This is a genomic window from Paraflavitalea sp. CAU 1676 (assembly GCF_029223285.1).
Taxonomy (GTDB): domain Bacteria; phylum Bacteroidota; class Bacteroidia; order Chitinophagales; family Chitinophagaceae; genus Paraflavitalea.
In genome coordinates this window covers 101,221-127,172 of sequence record NZ_JARHUJ010000006.1, presented here as the reverse complement: position 1 = coordinate 127,172, position 25,952 = coordinate 101,221, and the positions used below count along the sequence as shown (strand labels likewise).

Genomic DNA, 25,952 nt, shown 5'->3' with positions numbered 1-25,952 from the left:
AAAGCCAATGCCTTTCGTTCTAAAGGACGAGGATCAGTATCAGGATGATGATCAGGATGCCTGTTAGTGAAATGTAAATTCCACCCCTGCCGATAGCACGGGCTTCCTTGTTCAAATCCCTCACTTCATGACGTAACGCTTTGCGCTCGGCCCGGGATAAAGAAGAACGGTCCATGTCGCGGATCGTTTCAACCCGAAGCCTGATCTCTTCGGCTCTCGCTTTCTTTTCTTCTTCCGTCATCCTGGCAATTCTTTCTTTGTCAAATCCATTTGTAAGGGTATTGGCCTGCAGGGTGCTGGCTGTTATCAGCAGGATGATAGCTAATAAAAATGATTTTATTTTCATGTTCAGTGTTTATTCCTGTGTAAGCAAAACATTCGCCGTTGCGGTGATGTATCTGGTGCCTTTTCAATTAATGGTTGAGTATCACAAGATTGTTATTGGGCCATCAATCCTTCATCATTCCTAATGTAGCAGTAATTCCCCATTGTCGCCCGTTGTGTTTGATTTAGCAGAAAAGCCCTTTCATTTTTGGCACTATTTTTAAGCATATATAAGTCTACTTATGCTGTTGGTGAAAGCGAGGGACTGCAAACGGCCCCAAGCTTTCACCATATTTTTTCCATTACACTCCTCTATTTATATGCTACTTAATTAAGAATACCCGTTCGGGCAGATTAATGTATGCCCCGCACCGGAGATACTCCTTGCCGGCTTGCTCACCTCCATGTACACGGGCGGTTTACCCTTTTTCATGGTTTGTCTTAAAATATGAGTAATTTCAAGGGACCTATAACCATGAGTAATGAACGGTTAACTGAAGCGCTGTTTCGAATGCGCCACTACTTCGAAAGTGGCGTTACCGGGTCTTACAAGTTCCGGAAAGAACAATTGTTGCACCTGAAACGAGCGCTCCTTAAGTACGAGCAAGCATTGCACGACGCCCTATTGGCCGACCTGCGCAAAAGCCCTGAGGAAAGCTGGGTTACGGAAACGGGCTTTTTACTCAGCGAGATCAATGCAACCCTTAAAGACCTGCGGCGATGGATGGAGCCTCAGCAGGTACCTACCAATCTGGTCAATCTGCCCTCTACGAGTTATGTGCAAAGAGAGGCGCTGGGTGTGGTATTGATCATCGGGCCCTGGAATTATCCGTTGCAATTATTGCTCACACCCCTGGTTGGGGCCATCGCAGCGGGGAATTGCACCGTGTTAAAAGCCAGTGAATTTGCGCCAGCTACCTCGGCGGTTATGAAAGCGATGATCGAGGAAACCTATCCCAAAGAATATATACTGTATACCGAGGGAGAAGGGGCATCCGTCGTTCCGGCGCTGATGCAGCATTTTCGCTTTGATCATGTATTTTATACGGGTAGCACTACCACCGGAAAACTGATCTACAAAATGGCGGCTGAACAGTTAAGTCCTGTAACCCTGGAGCTGGGCGGTAAAAGTCCGTGCGTGGTTGAAAACGATGCAAATATTAAAGTAGCAGCCCGGCGAATAGCGTTGGCAAAATTCTCCAATGCAGGCCAAATGTGCGTGGCGCCGGACTATGTATTGGTGCATAGATCAATCTATGAACCGTTCATACAGGCACTTCGCGAAACGACGGTAGAATTCTTTACCAACGATCCGATCAATAGTTACAATTATGGCAGGATCATTAACGCAAAACAGTTCCGGCGATTATTGAGCCTGATGAATAGTGGGCGCATCATCCAGGGCGGTGATTATAACGAAGCCGAATTATTCCTGGCGCCTACGGTCCTCGCCGACGTTGCGCACGATTCCCTTGTAATGCAGGAAGAGATCTTTGGCCCCATCCTGCCTGTGATCCCGTTCACCAATCGCGACGAAGCCAGGGCTATCATCAACCTGCATCCCAACCCCCTGGCTTTTTATGTTTTTGCAGGCAACAGCGCCGTGCAAAAGGCCTGGGTGGCCCTGGTGCCTTCCGGAGGGGCCTGCATCAATAATTGTAGCTGGCACCTTACGAATCACCATTTGCCGTTTGGCGGGCGTGGTGCCAGTGGCACAGGCGCTTACCATGGGCGCAGCAGTTTCGAGATATTTAGTCACCGCAAAGCGGTGATGAAAACGCCTACCTGGTTCGACCCGAATGTAAAATATCCGCCTTTTAAGGGAAGACTTAAGCTCTTTAAATGGATCATCCGGTAAATTTGCAGTAAGAATGCTACTTTATGACAGGCAGACAAAAGATACTTCAGGCCGTATATCCTTTTTTCATGGGAATTACGAGGTTATTCGGAAAAAACAACAAAGCTATGCACAACGAATTTGGTACGTCCGCCCCCCAGTCTGTGTATGACCTATCGGTAACGCTTAACAGTGGAAACGCCCTGCCATTGTCAAACTTCCGGGGCAGAAAGATACTCCTCGTCAATACTGCCAGTGATTGCGGATACACCAACCAGTATGCCGACCTGCAAAAGCTACACGAGCAGTTTGGCGATAAGTTGGTGATCATCGGCTTCCCTGCCAATGATTTTCAGGAACAGGAGAAAGGCAGCGACGAAGAGATTGCCAGTTTCTGCCAGGTGAATTTTGGCGTAAACTTTCCACTGGCGAAGAAAAGCATAGTTGTAAAAGGTGCCGATCAAAACCCCGTGTTTGCCTGGTTGACCCATAAAACACAAAACGGTTGGAATGAACAGGCGCCGTCCTGGAATTTTTCAAAATATCTCGTCAACGAGCGGGGCATTTTGACCCATTATTTTGACCCATCTATATCCCCGTTAAGTTCAGTTGTTACATCAGCGATTACCAAATAATTCACCAAAGCTGGTATATGCTCACAAAAACGGATATCGAACGATACTTTATCGCCGAAAAACAAGTTGGGCTGATTTTGGCTATTGTCGGGATTGTAGCGATAATAGCAGCCATTCTTTGCTGGTTGTTGCTTCGCACGCAGTTCTATAAAGGAGCTGCCTTGCCTTTGCTGATCATAGGATTGTTTCAATTGTATATCGGCATTTCACTTCAGAAAAGAAGTGATGCCCATCGCGTCCGCAATGTGTATGCTTTTGATATGAACCCTCAGGAGTTGAAGGAAAAGGAACTGCCTCGCATGCAGCAGGCCTATAAAACGATCACATCGTTCCTCACGGGCGAACTGGTATTATTGTTGGCCGGGCTTATAGTGGTGGTGCTGTATCGGTCAAAACCCGAGAGAGCCTGGTGGCTGGGTCTGGGTGTTGCGCTCGTGATTCAATGCCTCATTATGGCAGGCGCAGAATTCAATGCGCGGCAAAAGGCCAAAACGTTTATTGACAAACTGGTGGCTTTCAAGGCATAACAGCTCCCGCACAGGAAATAACCCGCAGGCAAACGAACGTCGCGGGTACTGCCTCTCTTCCAGCTTTACCCTACTTCAATGATTGCTGCTTGTCGAGCAGGGTGATCGTTTCCCGGATCATTTCACATGCCTGGTAGTAAAATGCCTTATCGATCTTTTCAAAGCTATCCGTAGGCTGGTGGTAATCGGGATGGTCTTCCACTCCAAAATAGATATACGGGATCCCGGCTTTGTGAAAGGGATAGTGGTCCGATTGATTGGTCCAGTCATCAGCGCCATCCGATGGTTTGTCGTGGCCATACGAAACGGTTACTGGGGTGATTGGTTTGATGCTGTCGACGAATTTTTGCAGGAAGGGATAGTGGTAAAAGCCACTGGCATAGATCTCATGCTTATCGCTGCGGCTTACCATGTCCATGTTTACATTCAGCAAGATCCGTGAACTGTCAACCGGCAGGTGATGTACGAACCAGGAAGAGCCTACCAGCCCTTTTTCCTCCGCATCGAAAGAAGCCAGGATGATGGAGTGGCGGGGCTGCACCAGTTTAAAATACCGCGCCAGGGCCAGCAGGCAGGCCGTACCCGAAGCATTGTCGTCGGCGCCAAAATAGATCTTGCCTCCCTTTTCACCCAAATGATCATAATGCGCGGAAATAACCAGGTATTGATCGGGGTGAACTGAGCCTTGAATGATGGCCAACAGATTTGTCCCGGTAATAAGCTCTTCGCGCTTCCCCATCGGAAATTCCTGCTTTCTGCCGCTATTGGGCTGTTGCAGTTGCAAAGAGTCGAAGATGCGTGTTATGTAAGCCTGCGCCAGCGCATTGCCGGGCGATCCGGTTTCCCGGCCTTCCAAAGCCGGCGACGACAGGTATTCCAGATCATGGATAAGCGAAGTGCTATCCAGCTGTACGATCGTTTTGGAGCTTCTAGCGGGTTCGGGATTTTTACTTGCTCTGGGTTTACAGGAAACCACCAACAAGGTCATGCAGCATGAAAAAATCATCACCCGAATGCAGCGTGCCATCATACGATAGAATTTGAATAAAGTTAGGGAAGGAACGTAGATTAATAAGCGCATTCTTCCAGCTGTCCGGCAGAAAAGCCTGTTACCTGTCTTTCAGGTACCATGCCGGCAAATGCCTGTTTCACTTCCTCAAGAATACCCTCCACCTCTTCTTTGGTTTTAACGGTCACCAGGCGGGTGCGGTATTCTTTGATATGGGGAAGTCCTTTAAGGTAATTGGTGTAGTGGCGGCGCATTTCGAATATACCCACGATGTCGCCTTTCCACTCAATGGATTTTTGCAAATGGGTGCGACATACTTCTACCCTTTCTTCAATGGTCGGCAAAGGAAGTATCTCTCCGGTTTGAAGGTAATGTTTGATCTCACGGAAGATCCATGGGTAACCGATGGCTGCCCGGCCGATCATGATGCCATCTACTCCATATCGATTCTTATAGGCCAATGCCTTTTGAGGCGAATCGATATCTCCGTTGCCGAATATGGGAATATTGATGCGTGGATTGTTCTTGATCTTGCCAATCAGCGACCAGTCGGCCTCTCCTTTATACAGCTGCGCACGGGTACGTCCGTGGATGGTGAGCGCTTTAATGCCTACATCCTGCAAACGTTCGGCAACTTCTTCGATATTCTTTGAATTGTCGTCCCAGCCAAGTCGGGTCTTGACGGTCACCGGAAGGCTGGTCGATTTAACTACTGCACTGGTGAGGCGCACCATCAGGTCGATGTCTTTTAATACACCTGCGCCGGCGCCTTTGCACACCACCTTCTTAACCGGGCATCCGTAGTTGATGTCTACCAGGTCGGGCTGCACGGTATCGACGATCCTGGCGCTCATGGCCATCGCTTCCTCATCTCCACCAAAAATCTGAATACCAAATGGCCTTTCAAATTCGGAAAAGTCCAGCTTCTGTCGGCTCTTGATAGCGTCGCGGATAAGGCCCTCGCTCGAGATGAATTCGCTGTACATCAGATCGGCTCCATTCTGCTTACATACGAAGCGGAATGGTGGATCACTTACATCCTCCATGGGAGCCAGGAGTAATGGAAAATCCGGAAGTGATATTTGACCGATGGATGGCATAATAAAAGAGCCCCTATAACCGTATATGATTCTGGATCAATTAACTTCGTATCCGTATCTTGCGGCCCGGAGCGGCGGCAAATTTACATACTAATATTCGTTTATACCAGTTTATGATCGGCCATTTACGTATAAAATCACCCTGGAAGCAGCTGGCTATTTTATTGGCTTTCCCCGTTGTACTGGTGGCAGCGAATGCCTTCTTTCCTGCTCCCGCCAATAAAATCGATCTTGCTGATCCTAAGGTAGTTGCCGGGCTCAAATGGGCCCAGGCCTTTTCTTCGGTGATCCTGTTCGTTCTACCCACTTTTCTGTATTCGGTCTACACTTTTACAGGCAAACGAATGTACTTTTTAGGGTTTAAGAAAGCCGAGCATACCAATATGTACATATTGGCAGCATTGTGTGTAATCCTGGCATTCCCATTCGTGTCCTTTCTCGGCGAATTGAATCAGCGGATCAGCCTGCCTTCTTCGATGGTTGAACTGGAAAACAAGGCCTCGGGGCAAATGGAAGCCTTTTTCAAATCGAGAAAGCCCGTCGATGTGTTGATCAATGTAATTGTCATTGGGTTACTGCCGGCAATTTGTGAAGAAGTGTTCTTCCGGGGCGCCCTTCAGCGTATACTCATAGAGCTTACCCGCAATCCCCTGGTGGGCATCCTGATAACCGGGTTTCTATTTTCGGCATTGCATCTTCAGTTCCAGGGATTCTTGCCCCGTATGTTTCTCGGTGTCGTATTGGGAGTGCTTTACTGGTATAGCGGCAGTTTGTGGACCGTTATCATCGCACATTTTGTAAACAATGCCGCCCAGGTCATTGCCGTTTCTTTTGTACCCCAGTTTGTCAATACCAATCCTGATATTCCCCTGCTGGCTGCCATCGCCAGCGGCACAGCGGTATGGGCCATCCTCTGGTATTACAAACGCGAATCTTCCATTACCTTTTCAAAAGTGTACCGGGTAGATGATCTCACCCCTACCAATCAATTTATAGCTTAACTATCTTAGCACCCATGGCACTAAACCTGGCTACTCTAAAAACAAGATCGTTAACGGCTGTCATCTTCGTGGTGGTTATGCTGGCCGGTTTGCTGTGGAGCCATTGGAGTTTCTTTATCCTCTTTACTATCGTTCATTTTGGATGCTGGAGCGAATACCAGAAACTCGTCGGGAAAATAGATCCTGAATACAACAATATAACGCCCTTTCACAAATACGGCGTAAGAATGGCAGGCTGGTGTATCATGCTATACTTTACCAACAATGCCTTTAATATTGGTGATTTTTCCTTTCATGCCTTTGGATGGTTTGCCGGCCTTATCTGCGTGTTCATGTTGCCTATCATCGAGTTGCTTTTTGCCGGCAATATCCGGTTGAAAAATATCTGGCTTTCAGGGCTCGGCCTTGTTTATATTTCACTCAGCTGGGGCCTCATGATGGACCTTCGTTGCTATGGGATGATCGGGAAAGGCCCCGGAATCCTTGATTTTGGTGCCATTCTGCCTTGTGGCCTCATCTTTTCCATCTGGATCAACGATACCATGGCTTACATCGTTGGTTCCCTGATCGGCAAAACACCTTTCTCGGCCATTTCCCCTAAGAAAACCTGGGAAGGAACTATTGGCGGAGCTATCCTTTGTGTGATTGTGATCTCTCTCATTGGTTGGTGGGCCGATGTTTTCAGGGTCATTGATTGGGTCGCCATCGCTTCCATCGCGGCTATTGCAGGTACTGCCGGCGATCTCCTGGAAAGCAAACTAAAACGCATGGCCAATGTGAAAGACAGCGGAACGCTGATGCCAGGCCATGGCGGCTTCCTCGACCGGTTCGACTCGCTGCTCATCGCAACACCCTTTGTGTGGCTCTATGTGATGATATTCATGAAATAGCCCTTCAAAAAGGCTTTAATTTCTAATTAATTACATTTGCAATCTTAACTCTATACTCAATGACCATACACAAGGAAGGATACAAAAGCATACTCATTACTGCAATCATCTTTGCTGTCATAAATCTCCTTTCATTTTACCTAATCAGTTACAGCCTTCCCTGGCTCAGCTGGCTTATCTTCATTATCACCCTGGGCCTGTTGTTGTTCATCATTTCGTTTTTCAGGGTGCCGAACCGCCAGCTCACCAAAGGCGAGGGATTGGTCATTTGCCCCGCCGACGGTAAAGTGGTGGTTATCGAAGAGGTTTTTGATGAAGAGTATTTCAAAGACAAAAGACTGCAGATATCCGTATTCATGAGCCCCGCCAACGTTCATCAGAACAGGAATCCTGTAGCTGGTGAAGTAGTGTACAACCAGTACCACAAGGGGAAATACCTGGTGGCCTGGCACCCGAAGTCCTCTACAGAAAATGAGCGTCATTCCGTGGTGATCCGCAATACCAAAGGCGAAATACTCGTGAAGCAAATAGCCGGCGCCCTCGCCAAACGGATCATTAACTACCTCACTGTAGGGCAAAAAGTAGAACAAAGCGCCGAATATGGATTTATTAAATTCGGCAGCCGGGTGGATCTGTTGTTGCCAGTAGGCACTAAAGTGAATGTAAAGCTGAATGAAGTGGTAAAAGGCGGTGTAACAGTGCTTGCCACTTTATAATAGTCAAGCCGCGGGTATTGGAAGTCACGGCCCGAATTGTTATCTTTAGTAAGTCTAAAATACTTAACATGAAGAAGATCATCACGCTTGCCATGGTAGCATTTCTGGTATCCGGTGTTGCATTTGCCCACGAAGGTGGTGGCAAAAAATGCGGGAAGGACAAGAAATGTTCTAAGAAAGAAGCTAAAGCCTGCTGCAAAAAGGAAAACAAATCCAAAAAGGCTTAATCCCTTACCAAAAATGTATTGATCCCGGCCTTAGGCCGGGATTTTTTATTGGGGTTATCTCTAATTTAAAAGATCTGTTCCAGTTCACGCAAGTGATAAACAGTATAGGTGGGTTGTAAAGTAGTTTCGGTATTAAGGTGGTTGACAAAAACCTGGTCGATGCCGGCATTGATGGCGCCTTCGATATCGGCCTCGATGCTGTCGCCCAGCATAATACTCTGGTCAGGCAGGGCTTTTGCCCGTTTGAATGCATACTCGAAAATCTCTTTATTGGGCTTGATACTATTACTGCCTTCAGAAGTGATCACTTCTTTAAAATAGCCATCAATACCACTATTCTTGAGTTTGCTATGTTGAACATTTTCAAAGCCGTTGGTAATCAGGTGCAGATGATAGCCTTTACCTTGCAGGTACTCCAGTATTTCGATCGTATGCGGGAATAATAAATTACGGGAGGGGAGCAATTCGAGGAAACGCTCACCCATTTGCCGCGCCAGCTTCTCATCGCCGATCTTGAAATCGAGCAACGTTAGCCACATCCTTTTCCACCGAAGTTCATCTACTTTGATATACCCGTTGCGGTAACGGGCCCATAATTTATCGTTGTGTACCAGGTAATTCTTATGGAAAAGCTCAAAATCCTGAATACCTCTCGTGTGCAGCGAGAGTTCTTCGTAAATATCACCCAGCGTTTTGCGGCTGTTGGCTTCAAAGTCCCACAGGGTATGATCAAGATCAAAGAAGAGGTGCTGGTATTTCATTTCGCAAAAATAAGAAGTCTCGGGACCATCTTCTACCTTCGTGTACCTAATTTCAAAGTATGAATGTAGTGATCACAGGCGCCTCCAAAGGATTTGGCAGGTCATTGGCCGAACAATTTGCTGCTCAGGGACATAACCTGTTCATTTGTTCGCGTAATGAGACGAAACTGTATAAAACGGTAGAGGAATTGATGCGGTTTTATCCCGATGTACAAATAAAAGCAAATGCCTTTGACCTCTCGGTCAAAGAGCAGGCAAAGGCCTTCGGTAATTGGGTCCTGGGATTTGGTGTTCCCGTAGATGTATTGATCAACAATGCCGGACTTTTTGATCCCGGAAGCGTGCACAATGAGCCGGAAGGAACGCTGGAACACATGCTGAATGTAAACCTTTTCAGCGCCTACCATGTAACCCGCACCCTGATCGCTCAAATGATGCAGCAGAAAAGCGGTCACATATTTAATATGTGTTCTATAGCATCCCTGCAGGCCTATGCCAACGGGGGCGCTTATAGCATCAGTAAATATGCGCTGGCCGGTTTTTCCCGCAACCTGCGGGAAGAAATGAAGCCTCATGGTATTAAAGTCACCGCGGTGTATCCGGGAGCAGCCTATACCGATTCCTGGGCTGGGAGTGGTGTCGACCCCAGGCGGATCATGGAAGCAAAGGATATCGTTACCATGGTTTACGCCGCTACTCAACTTTCACCACAGGCCTGTGTGGAGGATATCATCCTTCGGCCCCAACTGGGTGATTTATAACCGGCTGCAACCGCTCATCCTTTAACTGACATTTAACGTCAACAAATCAGGAAAGCCTTGGCCGCAAAATTTATATTTGTCTACCGGCCAGTTGCCGGCACAAAAACTGTTCACTATCAGCGTAAAATTACATACTCTACTATTGTGGGTTTGCCTCTTGGGATTGCAGATCGCAAACGGGCAGGTTAAATTCTACACCCAGGTCAATGAAGCTACCATCCAGTTCCCTCAAACATTTCAGGTTCAATACGTAATTGAAAATGCCCGGAATGTACAGGATTTCCGGATACCAGAGTTTGCCGACTTCCGGGTGGAGGGTTCTTTCGAAGACCATAGCTCCACCCTCATACAGGGGCAAACCAGGAAGCTGGTGGAGTCTTACTCAAAAGTCGTCATTCTATCCCCCAGGCGTAGTGGACGTTTTACCATTCCGGGAGCAGTAGCCATTATAGATGGCAGGAAAATGAAGTCGGAGGCAGTAAAAATCACGATACAGCGTACCGGTCTTTCATCCGCTAATCCCTCACCTGCGGAAGAGGTTGATATGGAATCGGCTACCGAACTGCAACCAGGAGAGGATGTAACCGAAGAAATTCACCGCAATTTCTTTTTGCGCACAGAAGTCAATAAAACAAGCTGCTTCGTAGGGGAGCCCGTGATGGCTGTTTACAAGGCCTATTCAAGACTGAGCACCACTGCGCAGGTTACCAAACGGCCTTCCTTAAACGGCTTCAGTGTGATCGAAATGGTAGATGGATATGATAATAAGCAGGAGGTGGAAGTATACAAAGGGAAGGCTTATTATGTCAACATAATACGTAAAGTGCAACTGATACCGCTGCAGGAAGGAACATTTAGCCTCGATCCCGCAGAAGTGGAAGGCATGATCCATTTCCGGAAAAGGGATGCGGAAGCGGGGGGATGGACGGCGGCTGACTATCCGGTATCTGTAAAGTCCGACCCCGTAGAGATGACCATAAGGGCGGTGCCTGTCGATAGTCAGCCTGCCCATTACGCAGGTGCAGTTGGGAGATTTACACTGGCGGTGAATGCGCCCAAAACACCCATCCGGCAGGGTGATCTCGTAAAGATACAGGTAGTCATATCCGGTACTGGTAACCTTAACCTGCTCACGGCACCGGCTGTTCAATGGCCGAAGGGGGTAGACACTGCCGATCCGGCCGTTAGGGAAAATGTGAACAAGTATGTATTTCCACTAACAGGCAATAAAGAGTTTGAATACACTTTTGCCGCGCCCGACACCGGGAAATGTATCATCCCGGCTGTTGAGTTATCCTACTACGATCCGGAATTGAAACAGTACAAAACAGCCTCCAGCGAACCTGTAACCATGGAGATACTGCCAGGCGCCAGCAAAGCCGAAATGGAAGAAAGGAATACCAGCCTTACGATGAACGATCAAAAAGGTATTCCCAAACACCTGTATTTCTTTGCGGCCATCGTATTAGGTATTGCCGGCTGGATATTTTACCAGTCGTGGCAGATCCGGAAAATCAAGCGACAGCCAAAACCGCCCGTTGCCAAAACCGAAGAGACGACTCCTCCTGCGCCAAAGGAGTTCAGCCCGGACGAAAGGTTGTCTGCCGCTCGTGATGCCTTACAACAAAGCAACAAGCGATTGTTTTGCCAGGAGATACAGCAGTCCCTCTGGAAGGTAATAGCCGATAAATGCCTGGTAACGCCTTCGGCCTTGAATAAACAAAATATTGCCCAGGTATTATCGGCAAAAGGGATTCCTGCCGAAACAATACAGGGACTTGTAGCCGTGTTGAATGAATGTGAATGGGCGTTATATACGCCGGGCGAGCAGGTGGATGATATGAAAAGGATATTCTACCAAAGCAGGGAGCTGCTGCAACAAATGCAGCAGGCATAACTATTCAGTGTACTTATAGCCAACCCCTCTTACCGAGTGGAAATATTCAGGATTGCGGCTGTCTGCCTCGAAGTATTTGCGGAAATTAAGGATGAAGTTATCGATCGTTCGGGTAGTAGGGTATACGTTGTAACCCCACACCGTTTGCAGTATCTTTTCGCGGGGCACCACTTCGTTCTTGTTCTCGATCAGCAGTTTCAGCAGCATAGCTTCCTTCTTGCTTAACTGAATACGTTCCCCATCTTTGGTCGTCGCCTCCTGCGCTTTAAAGTCGATCACGTTGTCACCAAAACTGTAAGTGTCACCCACCGAATCTTTGTCCAGCATCTTCTTGTTCTTATCGATCAGCTTTTGCACACGCAATAACAGTTCTTCCAGGTTAAAGGGCTTGGTCAGATAGTCGTCTGCTCCTTTCTTCAGCCCCAGTACCCTGTCGGAGCTGGCGTTCTTGGCGCTGAGTATAAGGATGGGAACTTCATTGTTCTGTACCCTGATGGTTTCGGTAACGGCAATGCCATCCAGCTCCGGCAACATCACGTCGAGGATCAACAGGTCAAAGTATTCATCCTGCACCTTTTGCAGCGCTTCGCTACCCGTAAAGGCAGAGGTTACTTCATATCCTTCCAGCTCCAGGTTAAGTTTTAGCGCTTCATGAAGGTTTTCTTCATCTTCAACCAGCAAAATGGACGGCCTTGTACTCATGGTAGGAATTTACTTATTAAAGCTAACGCTAAAGGTACAGCCGGTTGGAGTATTATCAGTCAACCGGATATTCCCATGGTGATCTTTTGCAATTTTATGACACAGGTACAGGCCCAGGCCGGTGCCCTTTGCCGTGCGGGTATTTTCGTTCCCGATGCGGTAGAATTTTTCAAACACCTTTTTCTTTTCGGCATCCGGGATGCCAGGTCCTTCGTCGATCACTTCCAGGATCACCTGCTTTCCGTGCTGATGAAGTTTGCAGAAGATACGCTTGTCCTTGGGAGAATACTTCATGGCATTCTCAAGCAGGTTGTTCACGAGGATCTGCAATAAAAGGGGATCGCCTTTCAGGTCGATCTCTGCTTCCACATCCAGCTCCCATGTTCTGTCGGGAAAGCGCTGTTGAAAGTCGGAGAAACTCGTTTTAACCAGGTCCGAGAAGTCAAGTTCTTCGTCCGACACCCGATGGCGGCCGGCTTCGAGCTGGGCCGAAACGAGGATATTATTAACGAGCGTATTAAGGCGGTTCACTTCCGTGACCGTCATCTGCAGCACTTTTTGTCTTTTGCTTTCTTCGAGAGAATGCTTTTGGAGCGTTTCGAGGTTTAGTTTAGCTACGGCGATCGGGGTCTTCAGCTCGTGGGTCACCGTCATCATAAAGTTCTGCTGCTGCTGCTGAAAATTAAGTTGGCGTCTGAAAGTACGGTAAACAAAAAAGGCCCCCACCAGCGTCAGCCCCAGGAAGGTGATGCCCTCACCGATATAGGAAGCTGTTTTCCGCCTTTTCTCTTCGTTGATCTGATCGTAGCGGGCCTGGTAACCAGGATCGTCCAGTTTAAGTTCATTGAGTTTATAGCTCGTCATTTTGCGGTTCTGGATCTCGAGGGCGATGAACCACCAAACCAATACCGCTATAACGTACAGGAGCAGGAACCAGTAAATGGAGCTGATGAAGTAAAGTCTTTTCTTGGAGGCGGCATCCATGGTTGATTATTTCGCTTTCTCTACCCGGATACCCACGTTCATTACGTGTTCCAATGGGTCTTCGCGCATTACATTGGTAAGCTTAAAGCGATAAGTGCCTCTTTTGAGAGGTACCGGGCGCTGTAAGGACGTTACGGCAATGCGGTGTTCGTAGATGTCGTCCATTCCGGTACCCAGCCAGCCCTTACTATCGGTAGCCAGTTGCAGCTCCAGCTTTTCTGTCCTGGAGGTACTGTCAGGTTGCTGGATGGTCAGGTTCATCCAGATATTCTTATAACGGTAGGCATCGGTATGTCGTACCACAACGAAGATGTTATAAAGGCTTACTGTATCGGTGATGTCGAAGTTGATCTCGGGAGTGAACTGGCTGCTCCAGGCATGATTGGGAATAGCCACATTCTTTTCAAAAACATCTACCGTGGCACAGGATGCAATCAACAACATGCCGGAAATGAGGAAGGTAAAGGGCAGAATACGAAACTGGCGGGTCCTTTTCAATGGAAAATATTTTAGACAAATATACATATCGGGCTATATGTCGCAAGAGTCGGGATGGAAGGGAGACAGCCCGGTGATTTGGCTGACAGCTGCCCCCATACCACCAGCTTAAAGTACGTTTAATACCTGTTCTTTAGCCTTTTCCATCTCGTCTTTCATCATCACCACACATTTTTGGATGCTGGAATCGTAAGCCTTGGCACCCGTAGTGTTGATCTCGCGACCAATTTCCTGCAATATGAACGATAATTTCTTACCCTTATTTTCATCCTGTTCCTCCAGAATAGAAACAAAATAGTCGCAATGGTTTTTAAGGCGAACCTGTTCTTCAGTGAGGTCGATCTTTTCAATATAATAGATCAGTTCCTGCTCAAGTCTGTTGGGGTCGTAATTTTCCTTGCCCACATTTTCTTCCAGCACTTTGACCAGGCCGTCCTTGATCTTTTGTTTTCGTAAGGGCTCCAACTGTATCACCTGCTCCTGCTGTTTGCGGATATTGGTAATGCGTAGCAACAGGTCCTGTTGGAGAACCTTCCCTTCTTCCTGTCTGTGGGTGTTGAGGTTGTTGATGGCGCTCTCGACCACCTTTTCAAAAGCTTCCCATTCCGAGGGTGTTAACGTTTCGCCGGTTGGGGTAATTACTTCCGGCAACTTGATCAGCGTACTCAAAATATGAGCAGGGTCAAGCGCCAGCTCTTTCGAAAGTTCCGCGATTGGTTTATAATATGCTTTGGCAAGATCAGTATTGATGCTTACTGGCTTGGCAGCACCGCTTTCCTTCAAGCTGATGGTACAGTCTACAGTACCACGCCCCAGCTTTTTAGACAGCAAGGCACGGATATCAAATTCAAAGGGCTTTAAAAAGGCAGGCATTTTTAAGGAAAGCTCAAACTGCTTTCCATTCAGTGATTTGATATCCACAAGGAATGTCTTATCACCTACAGTTTGCTCTGCTCTTCCAAAACCGGTCATAGATTTCAGCATATTATGGATTTTACAGCAAGGTAAGGAATTAGTTTATAGTTGTTAGTGAGCAATTAAGAGAATAGGGCTTCATATACGACCGAGCGGGTCAATTCGCGCATGTCGCCAGGTTGTAAACCTGCTGCCGTTAGCCTCTCTATCCGGTAACGGATCAGCCTAAGGGTCGGGAAGCCAGCCTGGGCAGTCATTTTACGAACCTGCCTGTTTTTTCCTTCGGTAAGGATAAGTCGTAGCCAGCTGTCCGGGACCGATTTGCGGTATCGGATAGGAGGGTTACGATCCGGCACAGCCGGCGGCGGGTCAAAGACATTTGCGATACAGGGCTTCGTGCGGTATGCCTTACCATCAACTGTTATACTGACACCAGCTGCAAGCACCTGGGTTGCCTTTACAGTTATGGTACCTTCCACCTGTACCCAGTATTCCCGTTCATGTGCATACCTGGGATCCAGCAACCGATGGTTGAGTTGTTTATCATTGGTAAGCAACAATAACCCCTCGCTATCGTAATCGAGCCGTCCAACAGGATACACGTCTGCCGGCACATTGAAGTAATCCTTTAAAGTGCGCTTAGCGCCTTCCGATGTGAACTGGGTAAGTACCTGGAATGGTTTGTAGATGATAAAATACTGAAGCATACTAAAAGAAAAATCTCCCGGTGAGCCGGGAGATTTATTATGTGGATGGGTTAGTAAGTACCGGGAAATAAATTTCCCTACACAATATTAAAAATAATTTCTTCTATACGGAAAAATTTTACCATAAATTTTATACACATTTTTTTTAATGCTGTGGATTTCCTCCCCCGCTCCCTGGTATGTTAACGAATTTATAGGCCATCGATTCCCTTTGGCTGGAATGGATAACATCATACGCTGCAAACGACCTCAATGAAACCATTGGTATAAGCAGGTTTCAACAAGCCTGTTATACTTCATGGATTCGATACTACCTTTGCGCAAATCAGCAACTATGAAGTTTCCGGCACCGATAGCAGTAAAAGAGATAGCACAATTGATCAACGCCCAACTGGTAGGTAATGTAAACGGGTTGGTTACAGGCATCAATGAAATTCATAAGGTAGAGGAGGGTGATCTGGTATTCGTTGACCATCCCAAGTATTATGATAAGTGTATTCAGTCGGCAGCCACCTTTATAATTATCAATAAGGAAACCAGTTTTCCGGATGGCAAAGCATTGTTGATCGTTGACCAGCCGTTCGAAGCTTATCAAACCATTGTACGCCATTTCCGCCCCTTTCAGCCGGCCACAGGATTGATCAGTGATAAGTCAACGGTTGGTGAAGGAACCTATATCGCTCCCAACGCTTTTATCGGTCACCATGTTACCATAGGTAAGAACTGCCGCATCTTCCCCAATGTCACCATTATGGACCATTGTGTTATCGGTGATAATGTCGTTATACAGGCAGGCACTGTCATCGGTTCCGACGCCTTTTACTATAATACCAAAAAAGACAGGGAGGTTTGGTACAAGCGCATGGAAAGTGGTGGACGGGTAGTTATCGAGGACGACGTTGAAATAGGAGCTGGCTGTACCATCGACCGGGGCGTTAGTCACGACACACGCATAGGCCGAGGTACCAAAATGGACAACCTCATACACATAGGCCACGATACTGTGGTGGGCAAAAATTGCCTGTTTGCTGGTCAGGTAGGTATTGCAGGCGCCACTACCATCGAAGACGGAGTTATACTGTGGGGCCAGGTAGGTGTATCCAAAACCCTTACGATCGGAGCCAACGCTGTTGTATTCGCACAAAGCGGTGTTCCGGCATCACTGCAGGGCGGCAAAATGTATTTCGGTTCCCCGGCAGAAGATGCATCGCTGAAAAAAAGAGAATTTGTATGGATCAAACGCATTCCAGAAATATGGGAGAAGATCAAAAACCTGAAATAAGGTAACCACTTATTAAGTACCGAACTTGGATAGGAACTCATCCCGCTTACGGATTGATACCTCGATGGATGTGCCATCTTCCATTTCGATATAGCCTCCCCGCCCCCGGTGATACTTTTTCACAAAGTGGTGATTGATTATATGCGAATGGTGGATCCTGGAGAACTGGTCTGCACTAAGGATGTCCTCAAACTCCTTCAGGGTCTTTGACACTGTAACGGTCGACCCATTCTTGAAATAGATAACGGTATAGTTGCTCTTGGCCTCCATCCGGATAACATCTTCTGTGTTCACAAATACCAACCCGTCAAGGGTGGGGAGTGCCAGCCGTTGATAAGCACTCTTGGGGGTCGACAGATTATAAAATAAAGTGTCGATCCGCTTATGCATATTCTTTTGCAACAGCTGGTCGGCGGCTTTTTGCACCGCTAGCTGCAATTCTTTGATATTGACAGGCTTTAATAAATAGTCGAGGGCCGAGTATCTGATGGCGTTGATGGCATAGTTGTCGAACGCCGTAACGAAGATGACATCGAACTGGATCGGGTTGAGGCTGTTGAGCAGGTCAAAGGCATTCCCGTAGGGCATTTCTATATCCAGAAATACCAGGTCGGGTTGTGTCGATTGGATGACCGCCACGCCCGATTGGGCGCTTTCTGCCCGGCCAACCACTTGCACCTGGGGACAATAACGGTCCAGCAAATGCTGTAACGTGTCGATATTGTTGGGCTCATCGTCGATAAGAACAGTCCTGATCATAGTAATTAACTGAGTTTAGAAAGCATTTGATAAGGAAAATTGATCTCTATCCTGGTTCCTGTCGGATTACCCTGCTCATCCACCTTGTCAATAATATCGATGGTGACCTTTTCGCCATATTGACGGTTCAAAGCCTGGATCCGCTCTGCGGCCAGCGTCATACCTTTCGATTGGTACTCCACATGGATCTGCGATCGGAGTCGGCGGGCACTCTCCCTACCGATGCCATTATCGTCCACAATACATAAAAGTCGGGCGCCATACTGCTTAAATTTTATGCCGATCATCCCACGGCCCTCCTTTTTGTGTCTTATACCATGCCGTATGCTGTTTTCCACGTAGGGTTGGAGGATCATGCTCGGCAGCAGCAGCGAATCCTTATCCACCTGCTCATCGCAGGTAATAGAATAATCGAAAGATTTGCCAAACCGCATTCTTTCCAGCTCAATATAACGGGTCAGGTATTTGATCTCCTGGCGGATGGAAATAGATCCTTTCTCCGCACAATCCATCGTTTGTCTGATGAGGTGTGCGAGTTCGGTAAGGTATTGGTTGGTGGTTTCCAGTTCGTTCTTGATAATGAAATTCTGAATGGAGTTCAGGCAGTTGAAGATGAAATGTGGGTTCATTTGCGATAACAGGGCCAACTGCTCCAGCTTATGTACCCTTTCCTGTAAACTCGCCTTTTCTTTCTCCCGCCGGCGCACCAGGTTGAAACGCCAGGCCACCAACGCCGTCGTTAATCCGATGGTAAGCCCCACCATCAGGAATATGAACCACCAGGTTTGCCAAAAAGCAGCCTTGACCAAAAAGGAAAGAACAATAGGCTGGCTGACTATCCCAAATTTGTTGACCGCAATCAGTTCCAGCTTATAATCACCGGGAGGTAATGAAGGATACTCCAGGATATTTTGTCGGGTAGAATCCCATACATCCCGAAGGCCACTTAGCCGGTAGCGGTACATCATATCACCTCCTGATTTATAAGAGATACCAGCAAACTCTACCCTTAAATTATTGTCATTATGATCGAGTTCATAAGATGGCTGCAATGGCATCGATTTTCCGGAAAAGGAAACATCCAGCAAGCGAAGTTCCGAACGGGAAAAGTTGGTAACCTGGCTTTCGTCAAATGTGGTCAGTCCGGCTGGCGACCCTATATGAACTTCACTACCGTCCACATAAATTGCATTGATCATATTCGAAGGCAACCCGTCTGCAACGGTATAATGGCGCAATCGAATGCCTGGCTGCCGGAGGTTGATCTTGCTCATGCCTTTATCGGTGCCTAACCATAAAAACTCATCCTGCGCAAACAACGTACGGCATATATCACTTAATAAGCCTTGCTTTACCGTAAGGTGCGAAATGAGCCGGCCTCCTTTGAAACCCAACAAGCCGCCGCCATAAGTAGCAACCCACAAACTGCCATCAGCAGGTTGGGCAAAAGCTGCAATGCGGTATCGCAACGCCGGATACCGGTCGCCCAGGTAATTGATAGACTTGTTTTTCGAAACGGTGTACAACCCGTCAACATTTCCCACGTAGTTAAGTCCATCGTAGTAGGCCACCAGAGTAGACCGTCGTTGCCAAATGGTATCCAATATTTGCAGGTCGCTTTCCCGTACCCGCACAACGTTTGATCCCGTACCTATCAATAAGGTATCGCCCGGGCCCTCTGCAACACTCTTGGCCGAAAACAAATAGTTTACGCGGTCGCCGGCAGGCGATCGCCTGATCGTAAACAGGTCGAACAACAAGATGATATTTCCTTTTTTTGTTTTTTTTATCGCCAGTAACCTGTTACCTGAATCTGCCCGGGCCGCATGTTGGAGTAACGCTGAAAAATTAAAGGGCTTTATGTTCGCTCCTTCAACTTCATACAACTTGTTATTACCCGACCCGGCCAGCACTTTGTTTCCCTGTTTTTCAATGGTAAAGATTTCAGCTGTTTTACTGTTGGAGAAAGCGTACGTTTTAAAGTTTCTCGAAACCAGTTTGTAAGCTCCTTCTCCTGCTGTACCAAACCATATGTTTTTCTCAAAATCAATAAGTGGAATATTGACCCTTTTGCCTGGTAGAAACTTTTCGGTGAATTTCAAATGAGAAACGGTGTCGATCATTAAGGCACCATCATTGGTACCCAGCAAAACCATCATAAATGCTTTATTACTGTCAATCCGTTCGAGATGCGAGTTATACTCGGTTTCTGTAAACGGGATTTTGTAATAAGATTTGTCTTGAGTAAGATAGGTGGTGATCTCCTTTCTCTTATTTGGGGAACCCATAAAATATTGAAGAGTTCCGTCCTTCAATAAGAAGTTAGAGTCATTGCTATTAAGAAGGAGTCCTTTCCCATCGCCAAAATTCTTCATCCCAGATTTAAAGTGCCTATTGTACTGACTTAAGTCAAAGAATTTTTCCCTGCCAGGCTGAGTCTGCAGGATATAGCCAAACTGGCTGCCCGTAAAATAAATATTCCCGTCTGCGTCGCCCGTAATACCATGCGCAATAGCATTCATTTTCACCAACCGTAGTAAACTATCGTTTTCCGCCGTATGTATTTTTCCTTGATAATAGTAACAAACCGTATTCTTGAAAGGAGCAATCCATACACGCCCTTTATGATCAGCATACAATTTGATGATCTCCACCTCGGGCAGCCCATCTGCAGTGGTGAAGTTCTTGAATCGCGTACCATCAAACCGGCTCAGACCGGCTTCCGTAGCAAACCAGATAAATCCATCCTTATCCTGGCACATATCATATACAGTAGATCCCGCAAGACCATCGCGCGTATCATAATGCACATAATTGTATTCCTGCGAAAGAGAGCGGAAAGGCAGCGATATAAAGAAGAGGAGGAGAACTTGATGCCCGATAGATATTCTGTACCTGGTTGCCACCTTAATAGCGGGCAATCTCAATGTACAATGCGGATCAGGTTTGCGTTCAGCAGCGGGCATTAAAGCTCAGTATTTTGGTCTGTTATGACACGCCCAAGATAACTAAAAAACGCATAACCACACGTCGCGGATTCTTAAGAATTTACTAATATGTTGCACAGAATTACTCATACTCGTAATTGTAGGGCAGTAACTCGGCCAGCTTTTTCCAGGCCCAGTAGCCCGTATTGATCACATCGTATTGTTCATAGAAGTAGCCGTTCTCCTCGATCACAAAGCCATCGGTTACTGCCACCAGGGTCACCTGCATACGCGTATTGGCAGGCAACTTGAGCTCTTCGAGAAATCGTTTGTCGGGGTACACGGTTTTATAGCTCACTCTGTACCTGCCCGCCCAATTGATGGTTACATCATTGCTGTCCGCAATATAAACCGTACTGTCATAAAGGTCTTTAATGATCGTTCCCTTCACACTTTTCGGATCATCATCCAGCTTTTCAACAATAAACCCCTCCTCACTGGCCGAACTGTCAAACATAGACCGCATAAAATGAAGCCTCGATCCAAGGTAGGTTTTAGCACGGCTCTTAATCCACTTTTCAGCTACAGCATCTGTACTGTCCATCTCCTGAAAGAAGGGATACCCGGTAAACTGGCTGATATTGGTGTTGTAATCGTAACTAAAGGAGTCGAGCTGATATCGGATCGTATAACCCAATGCATAGTTCTTAACGATCAGGTCTTCCTTCGCAGTCACTTTTAACCGGTTGCGCTTTTTCGTATAAAAAAAACGCAGGGCTTCCGGATTCTGCAACACACACTGGCTGGCATTGGGCGTTGTTCCTATAAAGTGGTCGGTAAAGAACGAACCATACTTTGTCAAACCATCTGCTACTTCATTGCTGGCTACGACAGCTACCTCGGTCATCGTTTTTTCTTCTTTCACAAGTTCGATCACCAGGGTGTCGGCCAGCACCTGATTACTGCTGATGCGGGTAACATACTTGGCATAACCTGTGTAAGAGATTACAAGGTCGTAACCGCCGCCGGGAAGCCGCAGGAAAAATAAGCCCTCATTATTGGTAATGGTACCATGAGTCGTATTCTGGCAAAAGGCAGATGCGCCCAACAAAGGCTGCCGGGTAGCAGAATCGATCACCTTGCCCAGCACGGAAAATTCCTTTTGCTGGGCCAAAGACAGCATACAAACAAACGTTAAAAGAAGAACGGCAATGGACTTTCTCATATGGATACTATTAAAAATGGAACCTGCGCACAGGCCCGGGCAACCTAAAATAGCATAAAAATCACTCAGTTGGAAGTAAAGGATGCAACTACTTTGCCAGTTATAGCGATTGAGGATGCTGCAGGTATTGCTGACAGGCGTGTTGAATGCTCTGCGTCAGGGGGGTGAAAGAAAACCCGGGTAAAGCCTTTAATAATTTCTGGTGGTCGAAGAAGGTTTTACTTTGCGCCACCCGGGCACTCTGTTGAGTAAGCAAAGGTTTCTTTCCTGAGAACAAAGATTTGAATCGTTCCATCCGCCAGGCTATTTCTCCCATGAACGGACTCGCTTCGCGGGTAGGTTTTTTCTTGCCGAATCCATCGGCGATCGTATTGAGTAATTGCTGGAACGACCAGTTATCGCCATTTACGATAAACCGCTCGGTACTGATATTGCTTTCCATCAGCAACACCGCTGCCCGGGCCACATCCTTTACATCTACAAAACCATTTACGCCATTCGTATACCACGGAAACTCCCGGAAAGAGTTCTTGAAAATGGCACAGCTCGAAGTGCTCCAGTCTCCATAACCTAAAATCGTACTGGGGTTGAGCACCACCACATCCAGGCCTTCACCCATGCCACGCCACACTTCACGCTCGGCATGGTATTTACTGATGGCATATTGTGTATTCAGTTTGCTGGCCTGCCACTTTTTGGTTTCGTTAACGTGATCGCCATTGGCCGTGCGGCCGAGGGCCGCCACCGAACTGATATGCACAAACCGGGTCACTCCCTTATCCAGGGCCATGTTCACCACATTGGCAGTGCCATCTATATTAATATGAAAAAGCTCCTCTTTTTCTTTGGGATCGAAAGAGACCTTCGCAGCAGCGTGAATAACGGCGTCTATGCCCTCCATGGCCTCATCCAGTGAAACCACGTCAAGAATATCGCCTTCCACCCATTCCACCTGCTCCATGATGTTGACCGGTATAAAGAAAGGGAACCTGGCGCTCCGTCGCAGACCTCGCACCGCAAATCCGCGCTCAACCAACTCCTGGATGATATAAGCCCCAAGAAAACCCGTCCCGCCTGTTACAAATACTTTCTTGATCAAAACGATAAATTAATTACAATATAGATCGTCGTTAAAAGCCTGCCCTGTCAGGGGTAATTATAATACCCTTTCCCACTTTTCCGGCCCAGTTCCTGTCTTTCTACCCGCTCACGCTGAATATCCGAAGGCTTCAGTCGGGCCGGTTGCCCCAATTGGTCATAGACCGAACAGCTAACGGCATAATTGATATCATTGCCGATCAGGTCCATCAAGCGGAAAGGCCCCATTTTAAAACCCGTAGCTTCCAGCATATTGTCAATGGTCTCGAAATCCGCAACACCCATCTCTACCAGTTTCAATGCCTCCAGGTAATAAGGGCGGGCCACATGGTTTACGATAAAGCCCGGCGCATCCTTACACAGTACCGCCGTTTTACCCAGTTGCTCCGCCAGCGTCATGATCGATTGTAAGGTTGCTTCGTTGCTATGTGGAGTAGCTACCACTTCCACCAGCTTCATCACCGGGGCAGGATTAAAAAAATGCATGCCTGCTACCCGCTCGGGGCGCATCACCTGACTGGCAATGTCTGTCACGGAAAGAGAAGAAGTATTGGTAGCGAAAATGACCTCGCTGTGGTTGATCTCGGCCAATTGATTGAAGAGAGCCGTTTTGACCGGCGCTTTTTCTACGATCGCCTCGATCACAATATCTGCCAGACAGTCATTGACATCATTGGTAAACCGCAGCCGGCCCAGAATAGCTGTCTTTTCCTCGTCTGTGATCTTTTTTTTCTCCACCAGCTGAAGCAATGAATGCTCCAGGCCACTCCTGGCCTTGTCGGTCGTCTCACGGCTAACGTCATACAATATCGTATGAAACCCTTTTTGAGCTGTCAGCTGGGCGATACCGCTACCCATGGTCCCGGCACCACAAACGCACACAGTCTGAATAGGATGAGCCAACGTCATGTAGATTTATTGGATAGGAACGTCAAATCGCACTCGTAAACTGTCGTAGAAAACGGACATCGTTCTCGCTGAACAGGCGGATATCATTGATGCCATACTTCAACAGTGCAGGCCGCTCGATACCCATACCGAAAGCGAAACCGGTGTATTTATTGGAGTCGATCTTACAATTTTCCAGCACTTTCGGGTGTACCATGCCGCAACCAAGTATCTCCAGCCAGCCCGTACGTTTACATACAGCACAGCCTTCGCCACCGCAGATCTGGCATTGAATATCCATCTCGGCACTGGGTTCGGTGAAAGGGAAATAGCTGGGGCGGAAACGCACCTTGATATCCTTGCCATACATCTCCTGTACAAAGAAGTACAATGTCTGCTTCAGATCGGCAAAAGACACATTTTCGTCAATGTACAGGCCCTCGATCTGGTGAAAGAAACAATGGCTGCGGGCGCTCACCGTTTCATTCCGGTATACGCGGCCGGGACAGATAATGCGGATGGGCAAAGGATTTTGCTCCATAGCCCTGATCTGGGTATTGCTGGTATGCGTACGCAGCAGCCAGTCGGGCTTTTGCTGAATATAAAAGGTATCCTGCATATCCCGCGCGGGGTGATGCTCAGGAAGGTTGAGTGCGGTAAAGTTGTGCCAGTCGTCTTCGATCTCTGGGCCTTCGGCAACCGAAAATCCCAGGCGCTGGAAAATACTGATAACATGGTTCAGGAACAAGTTGATCGGGTGGCGGGTACCCAAAGGCAGCGGATCGCCCGGCAGGGTTACATCGATAGCCGGGCCACTGGCGCTGACACCGCTTTCCACTTCCAGCTTCCACGCCTCATATTTGCCTTCCGCCAGTTGCTTGAAATCATTCAGGATCAGACCAAATTCCTTCTTCTTGTCAGGAGCAACATTCTTCATCTCCGTAAACAGGTTCTTCACGATGCCCTTCGTTCCCAGAAACTTGATACGATAAGCTTCCAGGGCCTCGGCCCCATTATGTGTAAGGCCCTCAATCTCCTGCTTATAGGTGGCTATCTGTTGTAACAATTGTTCCATGGCGGCAAAGATAATGAAGGAAACCGGCTTTCTCACTTTCCAACTTTCGCTCTATCTTGCGCCCATGTCGGATATTTTTAATATCGCTGATTTCCTGGAACCCGTCAACCGGGCCGTACTTTCACAGGATGAATCATATAAGGATGGACAGTTAGGGAAAACTTTACAGGTTTACGAAGAGGAAATGCCCGATTTAACCACCGTAGACATCGTTTTGGTAGGCTGTGGCGAAACCAGGGGAGCCGCTATCCCCCCGGGTACACAACCCGCGCCCGACCGCGTGCGGGCCGAGTTCTACCAGCTATTCTACTGGCACCAGGATATTTCCATTGCCGACATAGGGAACATTAAGAAAGGGGCATCGCTCAAGGATACCTATGCGGCCCTTAAAACGGTACTTGCCGAATTGACCGCTGCGGGTAAGCTCGTTGTCATCCTCGGCGGTTCGCACGACCTTACCCTCGCCCAGTATGGCATGTACGCCGATCAGCAGAAGGTGATCGACGCCACATGCGTCGATGCCCTGATCGACCTCTCCATGGATACGCCCCAGCGCGACAAGAACTTCCTCATGGAGATGCTCACCGGCGAGCCCAATTTCATCCGTCACTACAACCACATCGGATTCCAAAGCTACTATGTGCACCCGCACATGTTAGAGACCATGGATAAACTCCGCTTCGATTGCTTCCGCGTGGGCATGGTCAAAGACCAGATCGAAGAAATGGAACCCGTTATCCGCAACAGCCAACTATTCAGTTTCGATATATCAGCCATCGCCAACGCCTTTGCGCCTTCCAATACCATCACCCCCAACGGCCTCAATGGCGAAGAGGCCTGTATCCTCATGCGATATGCTGGTATGAGTACCAGCATCAATACCATCGGTATCTATGGCTATGTACCGCAAAAGGACAAAGAATCCCTAACGGCAAAGCAGATCAGCCATATGCTTTGGTACCTCATCGATGGCCGCAGCCGCGGCAAACGCGAAGCCAAAGTGGAGGAGAAGGAATCTTTCAATGAATTCCACATGGCATTTGCTGAAATTGAATCCGTGTTCCTCCAAAGCAAAAAGACAGGACGCTGGTGGATGCAGTTACCCGATAAGAAATTTATTCCCTGCTCATATAAAGATTATTTATTGGCCGGCCGCAACGAGATTCCCGAAAGATGGCTGCGTGCACAGGAAAGAGATTAATCCTGC

The 25,952-nt window shown here is 47.6% G+C and carries 26 protein-coding genes; 11 read left to right on the top strand and 15 right to left on the bottom strand.

Features of this window, described 5'->3' with window-relative positions; translation table 11 throughout:
• Positions 1–19 precede the first annotated feature (19 nt).
• The gene (locus P2H89_RS20180) at positions 20–346 is read right to left on the bottom strand and encodes a hypothetical protein (RefSeq protein ID WP_275830215.1); all 327 of its coding nucleotides are present in this window, start codon (positions 344–346) and stop codon (positions 20–22) included.
• 426 nt (positions 347–772) lie between these two features.
• On the opposite strand from P2H89_RS20180, the gene P2H89_RS20175 reads away from it, so the two are divergent.
• From P2H89_RS20175 to P2H89_RS20165, 3 genes are all read left to right on the top strand, one after another.
• Complete coding sequence (locus P2H89_RS20175) at positions 773–2,182, top strand: aldehyde dehydrogenase (RefSeq protein WP_275830213.1); 1,410 nt, start codon at positions 773–775, stop codon at positions 2,180–2,182.
• Positions 2,183–2,289: 107 nt separating this feature from the next.
• Positions 2,290–2,796: a glutathione peroxidase gene (locus P2H89_RS20170; protein WP_275830211.1), complete on the top strand. Its 507-nt coding sequence runs from the start codon at positions 2,290–2,292 to the stop codon at positions 2,794–2,796.
• 17 nt (positions 2,797–2,813) lie between these two features.
• On the top strand, positions 2,814–3,323 hold the full coding sequence (locus P2H89_RS20165; protein WP_275830209.1) for a hypothetical protein: 510 nt from the start codon (positions 2,814–2,816) through the stop codon (positions 3,321–3,323).
• 70 nt (positions 3,324–3,393) lie between these two features.
• On the opposite strand, the gene P2H89_RS20160 is transcribed toward P2H89_RS20165, so the two are convergent.
• Together P2H89_RS20160 and dusB are read right to left on the bottom strand one after the other, a co-directional pair.
• On the bottom strand, positions 3,394–4,353 hold the full coding sequence (locus P2H89_RS20160) for a M28 family peptidase (RefSeq protein WP_275830207.1): 960 nt from the start codon (positions 4,351–4,353) through the stop codon (positions 3,394–3,396).
• A 38-nt stretch (positions 4,354–4,391) separates the two neighbouring features.
• Entirely contained in the window at positions 4,392–5,432 is a 1,041-nt protein-coding gene (gene dusB, locus P2H89_RS20155; RefSeq protein ID WP_275830205.1) for a tRNA dihydrouridine synthase DusB, read from the bottom strand.
• A 113-nt stretch (positions 5,433–5,545) separates the two neighbouring features.
• On the opposite strand from dusB, the gene P2H89_RS20150 reads away from it, so the two are divergent.
• From P2H89_RS20150 to P2H89_RS20135, 4 genes are all read left to right on the top strand, one after another.
• Positions 5,546–6,433 carry a CPBP family intramembrane glutamic endopeptidase gene (locus P2H89_RS20150; protein WP_275830202.1) on the top strand — a complete coding sequence of 296 codons (888 nt, stop codon included), beginning with the start codon at positions 5,546–5,548 and terminating at the stop codon, positions 6,431–6,433.
• A gap of 14 nt (positions 6,434–6,447) precedes the next feature.
• Positions 6,448–7,323 carry a phosphatidate cytidylyltransferase gene (locus tag P2H89_RS20145; RefSeq protein WP_275830201.1) on the top strand — a complete coding sequence of 292 codons (876 nt, stop codon included), beginning with the start codon at positions 6,448–6,450 and terminating at the stop codon, positions 7,321–7,323.
• A 59-nt stretch (positions 7,324–7,382) separates the two neighbouring features.
• Positions 7,383–8,039 carry a phosphatidylserine decarboxylase family protein gene (locus P2H89_RS20140; RefSeq protein ID WP_275830199.1) on the top strand — a complete coding sequence of 219 codons (657 nt, stop codon included), beginning with the start codon at positions 7,383–7,385 and terminating at the stop codon, positions 8,037–8,039.
• 68 nt (positions 8,040–8,107) lie between these two features.
• Positions 8,108–8,266, top strand: a complete 159-nt coding sequence (locus tag P2H89_RS20135; RefSeq protein WP_275830197.1) for a hypothetical protein — start codon at positions 8,108–8,110, stop codon at positions 8,264–8,266.
• A gap of 65 nt (positions 8,267–8,331) precedes the next feature.
• On the opposite strand, the gene P2H89_RS20130 is transcribed toward P2H89_RS20135, so the two are convergent.
• Complete coding sequence (locus tag P2H89_RS20130) at positions 8,332–9,027, bottom strand: YjjG family noncanonical pyrimidine nucleotidase (RefSeq protein WP_275830196.1); 696 nt, start codon at positions 9,025–9,027, stop codon at positions 8,332–8,334.
• Between the two features lie 59 nt (positions 9,028–9,086).
• Here P2H89_RS20130 and P2H89_RS20125 point away from each other — a divergent pair, with 59 nt between their 5' ends.
• Together P2H89_RS20125 and P2H89_RS20120 are read left to right on the top strand one after the other, a co-directional pair.
• A complete protein-coding gene (locus tag P2H89_RS20125) occupies positions 9,087–9,788 on the top strand; it encodes an SDR family oxidoreductase (RefSeq protein ID WP_275830194.1) in 702 nt (233 codons plus the stop codon).
• Positions 9,789–9,930: 142 nt separating this feature from the next.
• A complete protein-coding gene (locus P2H89_RS20120) occupies positions 9,931–11,685 on the top strand; it encodes a BatD family protein (protein WP_275830192.1) in 1,755 nt (584 codons plus the stop codon).
• Here the strand turns inward: P2H89_RS20120 and P2H89_RS20115 are convergent, their stop codons facing one another.
• The 5 genes from P2H89_RS20115 to P2H89_RS20095 all read right to left on the bottom strand — a co-directional run bounded on the left by P2H89_RS20115 (position 11,686) and on the right by P2H89_RS20095 (position 15,491).
• On the bottom strand, positions 11,686–12,387 hold the full coding sequence (locus P2H89_RS20115) for a response regulator transcription factor (RefSeq protein ID WP_275830191.1): 702 nt from the start codon (positions 12,385–12,387) through the stop codon (positions 11,686–11,688).
• A 9-nt stretch (positions 12,388–12,396) separates the two neighbouring features.
• Entirely contained in the window at positions 12,397–13,371 is a 975-nt protein-coding gene (locus P2H89_RS20110) for an ATP-binding protein (protein WP_275830189.1), read from the bottom strand.
• A gap of 6 nt (positions 13,372–13,377) precedes the next feature.
• Positions 13,378–13,869 carry a gliding motility lipoprotein GldH gene (locus tag P2H89_RS20105; RefSeq protein WP_275830187.1) on the bottom strand — a complete coding sequence of 164 codons (492 nt, stop codon included), beginning with the start codon at positions 13,867–13,869 and terminating at the stop codon, positions 13,378–13,380.
• A gap of 108 nt (positions 13,870–13,977) precedes the next feature.
• A complete protein-coding gene (locus tag P2H89_RS20100) occupies positions 13,978–14,853 on the bottom strand; it encodes a YicC/YloC family endoribonuclease (protein ID WP_275830186.1) in 876 nt (291 codons plus the stop codon).
• A 53-nt stretch (positions 14,854–14,906) separates the two neighbouring features.
• The gene (locus tag P2H89_RS20095; protein WP_275830183.1) at positions 14,907–15,491 is read right to left on the bottom strand and encodes a pseudouridine synthase; all 585 of its coding nucleotides are present in this window, start codon (positions 15,489–15,491) and stop codon (positions 14,907–14,909) included.
• Between the two features lie 334 nt (positions 15,492–15,825).
• Between P2H89_RS20095 and P2H89_RS20090 the strand changes: the two genes are divergently transcribed.
• Positions 15,826–16,773 carry a UDP-3-O-(3-hydroxymyristoyl)glucosamine N-acyltransferase gene (locus P2H89_RS20090; RefSeq protein ID WP_275830180.1) on the top strand — a complete coding sequence of 316 codons (948 nt, stop codon included), beginning with the start codon at positions 15,826–15,828 and terminating at the stop codon, positions 16,771–16,773.
• Between the two features lie 12 nt (positions 16,774–16,785).
• Here the strand turns inward: P2H89_RS20090 and P2H89_RS20085 are convergent, their stop codons facing one another.
• The 6 genes from P2H89_RS20085 to P2H89_RS20060 all read right to left on the bottom strand — a co-directional run bounded on the left by P2H89_RS20085 (position 16,786) and on the right by P2H89_RS20060 (position 24,745).
• Positions 16,786–17,532, bottom strand: coding sequence for a response regulator transcription factor (locus P2H89_RS20085; protein WP_275830178.1), 747 nt, complete (start codon positions 17,530–17,532; stop codon positions 16,786–16,788).
• A gap of 5 nt (positions 17,533–17,537) precedes the next feature.
• Positions 17,538–20,498 (bottom strand): sensor histidine kinase, encoded by a 2,961-nt coding sequence (locus P2H89_RS20080; RefSeq protein WP_275830176.1) that lies wholly within the window; start codon positions 20,496–20,498, stop codon positions 17,538–17,540.
• A 103-nt stretch (positions 20,499–20,601) separates the two neighbouring features.
• Positions 20,602–21,684 (bottom strand): carboxypeptidase-like regulatory domain-containing protein, encoded by a 1,083-nt coding sequence (locus P2H89_RS20075; protein ID WP_275830174.1) that lies wholly within the window; start codon positions 21,682–21,684, stop codon positions 20,602–20,604.
• 100 nt (positions 21,685–21,784) lie between these two features.
• On the bottom strand, positions 21,785–22,783 hold the full coding sequence (locus tag P2H89_RS20070; protein ID WP_275830172.1) for an NAD-dependent epimerase/dehydratase family protein: 999 nt from the start codon (positions 22,781–22,783) through the stop codon (positions 21,785–21,787).
• A gap of 47 nt (positions 22,784–22,830) precedes the next feature.
• Entirely contained in the window at positions 22,831–23,691 is an 861-nt protein-coding gene (locus tag P2H89_RS20065) for a 3-hydroxyacyl-CoA dehydrogenase NAD-binding domain-containing protein (RefSeq protein ID WP_275830170.1), read from the bottom strand.
• 22 nt (positions 23,692–23,713) lie between these two features.
• Complete coding sequence (locus P2H89_RS20060) at positions 23,714–24,745, bottom strand: phenylalanine--tRNA ligase subunit alpha (protein WP_275830168.1); 1,032 nt, start codon at positions 24,743–24,745, stop codon at positions 23,714–23,716.
• On the opposite strand from P2H89_RS20060, the gene P2H89_RS20055 reads away from it, so the two are divergent.
• Positions 24,744–25,946, top strand: a complete 1,203-nt coding sequence (locus P2H89_RS20055) for a formimidoylglutamase (protein WP_275830166.1) — start codon at positions 24,744–24,746, stop codon at positions 25,944–25,946. The genes P2H89_RS20060 and P2H89_RS20055 overlap by 2 nt on opposite strands.
• The last annotated feature ends 6 nt before the right edge of the window (positions 25,947–25,952 follow it).

Bases quoted from the DNA above. Each gene is read 5' to 3' on its own strand.
- P2H89_RS20135 (WP_275830197.1), top strand. From the start codon at position 8,108: ATGAAGAAGATCATCACGCTTGCCATGGTAGCATTTCTGGTATCCGGT.
- P2H89_RS20125 (WP_275830194.1), top strand. From the start codon at position 9,087: ATGAATGTAGTGATCACAGGCGCCTCCAAAGGATTTGGCAGGTCATTG.
- P2H89_RS20055 (WP_275830166.1), top strand. From the start codon at position 24,744: ATGGCGGCAAAGATAATGAAGGAAACCGGCTTTCTCACTTTCCAACTT.
- P2H89_RS20150 (WP_275830202.1), top strand. From the start codon at position 5,546: ATGATCGGCCATTTACGTATAAAATCACCCTGGAAGCAGCTGGCTATT.
- P2H89_RS20160 (WP_275830207.1), bottom strand. From the start codon at position 4,353: ATGATGGCACGCTGCATTCGGGTGATGATTTTTTCATGCTGCATGACC.
- P2H89_RS20140 (WP_275830199.1), top strand. From the start codon at position 7,383: ATGACCATACACAAGGAAGGATACAAAAGCATACTCATTACTGCAATC.
- dusB (WP_275830205.1), bottom strand. From the start codon at position 5,432: ATGCCATCCATCGGTCAAATATCACTTCCGGATTTTCCATTACTCCTG.
- P2H89_RS20100 (WP_275830186.1), bottom strand. From the start codon at position 14,853: ATGCTGAAATCTATGACCGGTTTTGGAAGAGCAGAGCAAACTGTAGGT.
- P2H89_RS20175 (WP_275830213.1), top strand. From the start codon at position 773: ATGAGTAATTTCAAGGGACCTATAACCATGAGTAATGAACGGTTAACT.
- P2H89_RS20180 (WP_275830215.1), bottom strand. From the start codon at position 346: ATGAAAATAAAATCATTTTTATTAGCTATCATCCTGCTGATAACAGCC.
- P2H89_RS20080 (WP_275830176.1), bottom strand. From the start codon at position 20,498: ATGCCCGCTGCTGAACGCAAACCTGATCCGCATTGTACATTGAGATTG.
- P2H89_RS20145 (WP_275830201.1), top strand. From the start codon at position 6,448: ATGGCACTAAACCTGGCTACTCTAAAAACAAGATCGTTAACGGCTGTC.
- P2H89_RS20095 (WP_275830183.1), bottom strand. From the start codon at position 15,491: ATGCTTCAGTATTTTATCATCTACAAACCATTCCAGGTACTTACCCAG.
- P2H89_RS20065 (WP_275830170.1), bottom strand. From the start codon at position 23,691: ATGACGTTGGCTCATCCTATTCAGACTGTGTGCGTTTGTGGTGCCGGG.
- P2H89_RS20090 (WP_275830180.1), top strand. From the start codon at position 15,826: ATGAAGTTTCCGGCACCGATAGCAGTAAAAGAGATAGCACAATTGATC.
- P2H89_RS20165 (WP_275830209.1), top strand. From the start codon at position 2,814: ATGCTCACAAAAACGGATATCGAACGATACTTTATCGCCGAAAAACAA.
- P2H89_RS20170 (WP_275830211.1), top strand. From the start codon at position 2,290: ATGCACAACGAATTTGGTACGTCCGCCCCCCAGTCTGTGTATGACCTA.
- P2H89_RS20060 (WP_275830168.1), bottom strand. From the start codon at position 24,745: ATGGAACAATTGTTACAACAGATAGCCACCTATAAGCAGGAGATTGAG.
- P2H89_RS20115 (WP_275830191.1), bottom strand. From the start codon at position 12,387: ATGAGTACAAGGCCGTCCATTTTGCTGGTTGAAGATGAAGAAAACCTT.
- P2H89_RS20085 (WP_275830178.1), bottom strand. From the start codon at position 17,532: ATGATCAGGACTGTTCTTATCGACGATGAGCCCAACAATATCGACACG.
- P2H89_RS20110 (WP_275830189.1), bottom strand. From the start codon at position 13,371: ATGGATGCCGCCTCCAAGAAAAGACTTTACTTCATCAGCTCCATTTAC.
- P2H89_RS20130 (WP_275830196.1), bottom strand. From the start codon at position 9,027: ATGAAATACCAGCACCTCTTCTTTGATCTTGATCATACCCTGTGGGAC.
- P2H89_RS20075 (WP_275830174.1), bottom strand. From the start codon at position 21,684: ATGAGAAAGTCCATTGCCGTTCTTCTTTTAACGTTTGTTTGTATGCTG.